The sequence below is a fragment of the Ancylomarina sp. YFZ004 genome, assembly GCF_054254355.1.
This window is the reverse complement of the sequence record NZ_JBTCHQ010000017.1, coordinates 61,707-69,538: the sequence shown is the minus strand read 5'-3', so window position 1 is coordinate 69,538 and position 7,832 is coordinate 61,707. Positions and strand designations below refer to the sequence as shown.

The window sequence follows — 7,832 nt, the reverse complement described above, 5'->3', positions numbered from 1 at the left end:
TTTTTTGTTGCAAGTCCATTCTGAGGCACGAGGAAAAACAGACGGGGTGGTTGTAACATCATGAGTTCAGAATGAAGATTACTCTATTATGCCATTCCTTTGAGGTGTCGCAGACCGCTTTCAAAAAACAGGACTAAATTGATGATCATCATACAGTATCATATTTTATCAGCGTCAAATTCGTTTTTTTTAGCTTGTGCCATCTGTATGCTTAGATTTGAAGCACTAAATTAGCTATCCATCACCTTTTCTTGTATTTAATTTGTGAAATCCTCGATAGCTATCGGGATGTGAAATCTGTGGTTATTTAACAAAAACTTTAAAGCACAAAAAAAGCAGCAAGGCCCCTGCCTCACTGCTTCATTATATTTTATTCGATAAAGTCTCTACCTTACTAACTAGGCCTTACTAAAAAGTCTGGCAAAGCCACTTTTTCGTGTTATTTGACCACCATTAGAACCTTCACCAATAATTCCGGCATAAATTTCGCCCCAATCGGGTAAACCGCCATAGTTCATATCATCGATATACATATCTGCTTTTATTTTGCGACTGATGCTATCATCGAAGATTTCTTCGGGATAGTTCTTATTAATCGCATAAAACTCCACCCCACGAGAGCTGCAAAACTCAACAGCTTCAGCTAGCTTATTTCCAGATCTATAAGTCCAAAGAATCAAGCGATGCCCTTTTGCCTGTAACATCTTAAGCGTTTCAATTGCAAAAGGAATCTCCTTGCCCACCTTTGGGTATTTTTGTTCAACTAAGGTTCCGTCAAAATCTATGGCTATAATCATGTTTTTAAATGTGTAAAAGTGAAATGGTGAAAGGTTAAAACTTCAACACCTTTTTTAGATTAACTATGCTACCTGATATTAAGCTACATTCCTGTCTTAATTGCTCAGTCTTTTCTTTTGGAATATATCCAAAATCTTCGGCAAGATATAGCATACTTCTAACTTCACCACAAGATGATTTTGATATATCAAGAAAACGCTTAAACTCAGTTCCGGATTTACGTTCAAAGCCCTCCGCGATATTATTCATCACAGAAACAGCAGCCCGTTGAATCTGATCCCGAAAACCATAATCCTTATTGACTTTCATTAAAACATAGATCTCGTTTACCAAAACACGAGACATTTGCCAAATTTTTAAATCTTCGAATTTTTGTACGGTACTCATAATATCGGTTTTATACGGTTTAACTTTTATACCCTTTTCACCTTTTCTCTTTTATACTTTTCGACTTTAATTTCAATTTTTAGAAAATCGTCCAATTATCTTATCTTTCAAGCTTCTGCTTTCATAATCCTCTTCGTAATAACCATTACCGTAGCCATAACTACCATAATTTCCGTAGCCAAACCCATTATACACGGCATCATTTAAAATGATACCGACCTTACTAGTATCTTCTTTTTCTGCGATCTGATTAATTATCTTGATCTGATTTTTATGAGAATACCCCTGTCTAAATACAACAAGATTGGCATCGGCATGTTTTCCGATTATAATTCCATCGGTAACCAAGGATACGGGTGCATTATCTAATACGATATAATCAAACTGTTTTTTAGCCTCATTAATGAACTGCCCAAATTCTACACCACTTAACAATTCAGATGGATTAGGAGGAATTGGACCCGCATTCACAATAGAGAGATTCTCTATTTTAGTTGCAGTGATCACTTCGTTTATAGAATCATTTCCGATTAGGTAAGTGGATAAACCATTTTTATTAGGAATGGAAAAAATGTCATGCAATCGGGGTTTTCTCATGTCACAACCAACTAAAAGAACCTTTTTGTTATCCATTGCGATAATAGTAGCCAAATTCAAGGATGTAAATGTTTTCCCCTCACCAGATATAGTTGAGTGAATAGCAACAACTTTACAGTCGACATTTTGCTTTAATATATATTGCAAGTTGGTTCGCAGCCCCCTAAAAGATTCCGCAATTCCCGAACGGGGATGTTCTACGATTGGCATCTCTATTTTGTAGCGATTATGAGCAATCTCACCAAATATGGGCAGCTTACTTTCCTTCTCTATATCCTCTTTCGATTGAATGGTATCGTTAAAATAGTCTCTTAAAACAATCACCAAAAACGGAAGGCCAAGCCCCAGAATCAAGCCCACTAATAAATTAAGAGCTGTCTTAGGCCCTATCTTAACAGCGGTCTCAACACGTGCAGCATCCAGTACCTGAGCATCCGGTACATTCGAAGCCATAGCGATGGAGGCCTCAGCACGTTTCTGCAACATAAAGGTGTAAAGTTCATTATTCAAATCGAAACTTCGTTTGATATTAATCATCTCTTGTTCGGTTTGAGGCAAGTGACTCACCTGAGCATTAATCTGATTCATGCGTTTATTCAAATTTTTCACCTCAATCTCAGCATTGCTCAGCAAGTTCTCCAAATTCTTCTCCAAACTCTTACGAGTGTGTTGAATTTCTTTCCCCAAAAGCACCAAGCTCGGATTCTTCTCTTTCACTGTGTAAGACAAAACCTCACGCTTGCTATACAATTCGCTCAATTTTATCACAAGGGCATTCAAGCCCATGTCGGTGATGCCAACCACTGAAGGAGACACCATTTGTTTCATTTGACTTGCATCCCCTACATAGTGATGCAAATTATCATAGTATTCCAAACGCATCTCAGCCATGGATTTCTCTTTCTCAAGCTCTTCCATCTTCGCCATCACCTGTGTGGCTTCCTGACCAAAATCAAGTACTTTATTTTTAGAACGGAAAGCTGTGAAATTCTGACCAGCAATCTTTAGAGAATCGACAATTCCCTCCAATTGTTGGTCGATAAATCGCACCGTATTTAGTGAGGTTCTGTTCTTTTCCTTCAAACCAAATTGGATGTAAACGCGGCTCAATTCGTTCAGGTAATCCACCTCTCTGGCAGGAACAGACCCTATCAGTTGCAAACGGATCATATCTGCTTTCTTATTAGTAAGACTCACACCCAATTTTCTCAAATAGGACAAAGTCAGCCTAGACTGATTATTAAAGGTAAAATAAGTATGGTTTACAGACTTGGCTTCTCCCTTCAGGGTAAAACTGAAATAAGTATTCTGAAAGACTTCGCCCAGTTTACCCTGCTCTTCAAAATCTATCTTTTGCAAACGACCATTCACCATGGCTTCCCCATCAACCTTAACCAAGTACTTATCCCCCTTAAGCGATACAATATGTACAGGAATACCGTCCAAATTGACTTGACCGGGAGTCTCCACAAGCTCGTAAGGCACTCGACCATACAAATCGCCATCACGGAATACCCCTTTAGCAAACCAGCTAGTACGCCAGTTCAGATTCTCAAGGGTCTGATGGTTCATATTATAGGATTTTAGGATACCTATATGGTTCTGAATATTGGCCTTGCCGCCCATATCGAAACCTTGAAAAAGATTTTCCATCCCCATGCTATTGGATTCCTCATACAGCAAAACAATGCTATTCATCTTGTAAGTGGGGTGGGTATAGCGAGTCAGCAGATAAGCCCCTGCCAAACCTAAAAATCCAAAAAGGACAAACCAGTGCCATTTCGAAAGCAAACGGAACAAAAATGCCTTCACATTGACTCCCTCCTCCTGCTCGAAATTCTCCATCATTTCATTCATATTTTGCATAGCAATTCCTTTATTTTGTTTGTCAGTTGCCTGACGACATTTTTATTTTAATCTTAGATTTCTAATCAACAAACAGTCTTAATAGTCTTAATAGTCTAAACGGTCGAACAGACTAAAAGTCTTAAAGGTCTAAAGGTCTTAACAGTCTTAAAAGTCCAACAGTCTTAATGGTCAAATAATCTAGATAGTAATTGTGTGACCTCATCATCCAGAATTCCCACTTGACTTCGTCGAGATTTCATATTTCAAAGAAATATTTTAAAATAACGACTCAAACTCCTCTCTTGAGAGGGGACTAAGGGGAGTGTTTTTTCAAGTTAAATTATGATGTTGTTCAATCCAACTCATGATATCATTAATTATCACTTCCCTATTTTGCTTTACTTCCAAGTCATCAAATCTCAAAAAACGAACCCCTTTCGCTTCTAATATTTTCTGTCTAATCTCATCGTTCTCTGCTATGTCTTCATTAGAATGACTCTCTCCATCTATTTCAATTGCCAATTGTAATTCATGACAGTAAAAATCAACAATGTAATCCAACATTGGGACTTGACGATGGAATTGAAATCCTAATATCTGCTTATGCTTGAGCTTTGACCAAAGAAGAATTTCTGAAAGAGTACTGTTCTTTCTCAGCTTCCTGGCTAAATATTTTAAATCCTTTCGATATGGAATGATTTTGTTTCGATTCATGTCTCCAGCTTTGCTCCTAACTTAAGCTTCTTACACCCCCCTGTATCCCCCCTCAAAAGGGGGACTGGTTCACCGCATAAATTTTCCCTTTTACTCTTTTACTCTTTAACTCTTTAACTCTTTAACTCTTTCACTCCCGAACCTTTTCGGGATTCACTCCTCTATCACGCCTGAGGCGGACTTCGTTTCACTCAGCTTTAAAGAATATTAAGAACCAATATCAACATAGATAGTGTAGACAAAAACATGGAATAAACCGGTGAATTTATCTTCACACTTTTATACTTGTCAGGTTCCACATACACCACATCGTTGGGTTGAAGGAAAAAGGCCTCTGAGGCTAGAAATTTCTTATTGGTAAGATCCAGACGGAAGGTTTTGCTGCCACTATCAGTCGGGCGAAGCACCAACACCTTCTGAATGCGACCATAATCAGTTACTCCGCTGGCCATACTGATGCCATCCAATACCGTCATCTGGTTGTTGTAATTGTAGTACACCCCTGGTGCTTTCACTTCTCCCAATACAGTGATCTTAAAACTTAACAACTTCACTTTTACAGTAGCCTCCTTAAGATATTCATCAGCTTTGGTCTGAATCATTTCTCTAGCCTGCTTTAAACTTTTTCCTGCAAGAGCTACTTTTCCGATAATGGGTAAACTAATATCTCCCGATAAATCCACCTGGAAACCACTCAAATATTGTCCTGACACCCCTTCATAATTTTGCATCCCCCCTGTCTGTGCAGGATTAAACAGAGCGTTCACCTCAGGACTCATGGACTGAATATCCACATACAAATTATCGTTGGTTTTGATGATGTACTCCGATACCGTACCTGGTATGCCTTCAAGCACCTCCTGGTCTTTGGTATTGTTCAAATACACTAGGTCTTTATTGGTTCGGCATGAACTAAAAAAAAGCCCTGCCACGACAGTCAAAATGAGTAGGAATTGTTTTTGCATTTGTATTACTATAATTATAAAAATAATGAGCACAAATATAGGGAAAAGTCAAACAAGGATAAAGGGAAAAAGGATAAAGGTTATCCCGAAAATTTTCGGGAGTTAAATGGTTAAAGGGTTAAAGTGCTAAATTGTTTAATGACTAAAAAATAACAAGATAAATTCCTCTCTCAATTACGAAGTAATCGATCTAGTCAACGGGACTGGGGTTCAACGACTGAGCTTTTGTTGTGTTTGGGACTTTTCGACTCTAACTTATCCCCACAAAAAAAAAGAACGTTCAACTTACAAAGTTGGCACAATCGTAATTCGTAATTGATAATTCGTAATTAAAAACCGCCGTCAGGATGAAAAAAACGCTGACGGGCTAATTAACCTATGACTTTTGTACTCTTTAACTCTTTCACATTTTCACTCTTTCACTCTAACTCAAAACTTCCAACAACTCCCCTTTTGTTTTCTGGCTAACTTTATCCAGGGATTCAAAGGCTGAGTTTTTAGATAAAAATTCAGGCACCAGGTCCTTCATCCTGCTTACGATCATCTCGTTGTCCTCCTCATTGAGGTAGTGTAGCATTTGTGAGATAGCCGTATTGACCTCTTCGAAATTGTGAGGACGAACCCGTCCAATCATAATCTTATCGTTGTGAGTTGGCAGGGTATTCTCTTTTGTAGCCAACAACTCTTCGTAAAGTTTCTCGCCGGGACGCAGCCCAGTGTACTTGATTTTAATGTCTTCATCCAATTTCAATCCTGACAAACGAATCATTTTTTTAGCCAGATCTGCGATTTTAACGGGCTTTCCCATATCAAAAACAAAAATCTCACCGCCTTGACCCATAAAACCCGCTTCGAGCACCAACTGGCAAGCCTCAGGTATGGTCATAAAATAACGGGTGATATCCTGATGAGTCACTGTAAGGGGGCCACCCTGTTCAATCTGTCTCTTAAACAGGGGCACCACAGACCCATTCGAACCCAATACATTGCCAAAACGGGTGGTAATAAAGGAGGTTTTAATATCGCTGCGTTGTGCTAAAGACTGGATATAAATTTCACAAATACGTTTCGAAGCGCCCATCACATTGGTCGGATTCACAGCCTTATCGGTAGAGATCATCACAAATTTATCAACCCCAAATTCCACCGACAAATCAGCCAGGTGGCGGGTTCCACCCACATTAACATTCAAAGCCTCATAGGGATTATCCTCCATTAGGGGGACATGTTTATATGCAGCAGCATTAAAAACCACCTGAGGCTTAAAATGATCAAATACCTTGCGCATACGCAACAAGTTGGACACATCACCAATCACCAACTCGTAGGGAGCGTCATCATGTTTCGACAAGAGCTCCTGCTGCAAATCATATAGGGCTGACTCGGCCTGATCTAAAAGGACAAGTTTGCCAATGGGGAACTTCAGCAACTGACGCACAATCTCCGAACCAATAGAGCCTGCCGCACCTGAAACCAAAATGGTTTTCCCCTGTAGGCCCTGACGAATCTTTTCTAAATCCAATTGAATTTGATCCCGTCCCAAGAGGTCCTCAATCTTCACATCTCTCACATCATTTTCGGCAACCTTACCCTCAATCCAATGGTCAAAGGCAGGCAAGACTTTCACTTCCCAATTCATCTCCAGACACAGTTCTGTGATCTCACGAATTTTATCCTTGTGCATGTCGGCAATGGCTAGTACCATCACAGACACGCCTTTTTTCTTACCCATAGCTATTGCTTTAGGAAAGCTGAAGACCCTGAGGTCGCGCAAATGCTTATTATACTTGCTTCTATCATCATCGACAAAACCAACAACCTGATAATTTTCCTTACGCTCCTTATTCAAAATTTCCAGAGCCAATAGGCCCAAATCTCCAGCGCCATAAATCAAAGCTTGCTTCATACTTTTACTACTCGCAAGAAAAGCATAGGTTTCCCGCACGATCATTCTAAAGCCCATCAGAAAGAAAAGGGTGAAAACAAAATGCAGCACAAACACCAAATCGGGTACGAAAACCACACCTCCACTCATACGATGGTTCAGAAAATCAAGTGCAAACACCAGCAGTACAGCTATAGAATTGGAATAGAGCAGACGAGTCAGTTCGCCAATATCAGTATGACGAATCACTCCACGATGCGTCCTGAAAAACAGAAAACAAAGCGTATACACGCCTACGATACAAGCACCTGCCAAAATAAAATCCATCACTGATATGCCAGGCAATCGAAAATTCATGCGAATAACATAAGCCATCACAAAAGCCATTGAAGTCAACAACAAATCGATCGCAAAGATCCACCAGGGCGAAAGTATTCGTCCTTGACAAATGTGTAATAAGCGGGTTTTCATAGAAGAAAGTGTAAAGGTTAAAGTGAAAAAGTATAATCCCGATTCTCGGGACCAGCAGAGCTGGAGAGAAAAGGATAAAGGTCTGAGTGAAACGAAGTCCGCCTCAGGCGTGATAAAAAGTAGAAAAGGTAAAAGGAAATAAAGGGTAAAGGATAATTCGTAATTAA

General features: G+C 39.5%; 6 protein-coding genes. All 6 read right to left on the bottom strand.

What is annotated here, in order from left to right:
- Nucleotides 1-398: 398 nt before the first annotated feature.
- The 6 genes from ACXR6G_RS19170 to ACXR6G_RS19145 all read right to left on the bottom strand — a co-directional run bounded on the left by ACXR6G_RS19170 (nucleotide 399) and on the right by ACXR6G_RS19145 (nucleotide 7,665).
- Nucleotides 399-797, bottom strand: coding sequence for a BT0820 family HAD-type phosphatase (locus tag ACXR6G_RS19170; protein ID WP_458363068.1), 399 nt, complete (start codon nucleotides 795-797; stop codon nucleotides 399-401).
- Nucleotides 798-831: 34 nt separating this feature from the next.
- Complete coding sequence (locus ACXR6G_RS19165) at nucleotides 832-1,185, bottom strand: four helix bundle protein (RefSeq protein WP_458363067.1); 354 nt, start codon at nucleotides 1,183-1,185, stop codon at nucleotides 832-834.
- A gap of 72 nt (nucleotides 1,186-1,257) precedes the next feature.
- Nucleotides 1,258-3,648 (bottom strand): polysaccharide biosynthesis tyrosine autokinase, encoded by a 2,391-nt coding sequence (locus ACXR6G_RS19160; protein WP_458363066.1) that lies wholly within the window; start codon nucleotides 3,646-3,648, stop codon nucleotides 1,258-1,260.
- Between the two features lie 312 nt (nucleotides 3,649-3,960).
- Nucleotides 3,961-4,344, bottom strand: coding sequence for an endonuclease domain-containing protein (locus ACXR6G_RS19155; RefSeq protein ID WP_458363065.1), 384 nt, complete (start codon nucleotides 4,342-4,344; stop codon nucleotides 3,961-3,963).
- A 197-nt stretch (nucleotides 4,345-4,541) separates the two neighbouring features.
- Nucleotides 4,542-5,309, bottom strand: a complete 768-nt coding sequence (locus ACXR6G_RS19150; protein WP_458363064.1) for a polysaccharide biosynthesis/export family protein — start codon at nucleotides 5,307-5,309, stop codon at nucleotides 4,542-4,544.
- Nucleotides 5,310-5,733: 424 nt separating this feature from the next.
- The gene (locus tag ACXR6G_RS19145; RefSeq protein ID WP_458363063.1) at nucleotides 5,734-7,665 is read right to left on the bottom strand and encodes a polysaccharide biosynthesis protein; all 1,932 of its coding nucleotides are present in this window, start codon (nucleotides 7,663-7,665) and stop codon (nucleotides 5,734-5,736) included.
- Nucleotides 7,666-7,832: the final 167 nt, after the last annotated feature.

Excerpts from the sequence above, each read along its gene's own strand:
- ACXR6G_RS19170 (WP_458363068.1), bottom strand. The coding sequence starts at position 797 with ATGATTATAGCCATAGATTTTGACGGAACCTTAGTTGAACAAAAATAC.
- ACXR6G_RS19165 (WP_458363067.1), bottom strand. The coding sequence starts at position 1,185 with ATGAGTACCGTACAAAAATTCGAAGATTTAAAAATTTGGCAAATGTCT.
- ACXR6G_RS19160 (WP_458363066.1), bottom strand. The coding sequence starts at position 3,648 with ATGCAAAATATGAATGAAATGATGGAGAATTTCGAGCAGGAGGAGGGA.
- ACXR6G_RS19155 (WP_458363065.1), bottom strand. The coding sequence starts at position 4,344 with ATGAATCGAAACAAAATCATTCCATATCGAAAGGATTTAAAATATTTA.
- ACXR6G_RS19150 (WP_458363064.1), bottom strand. The coding sequence starts at position 5,309 with ATGCAAAAACAATTCCTACTCATTTTGACTGTCGTGGCAGGGCTTTTT.
- ACXR6G_RS19145 (WP_458363063.1), bottom strand. The coding sequence starts at position 7,665 with ATGAAAACCCGCTTATTACACATTTGTCAAGGACGAATACTTTCGCCC.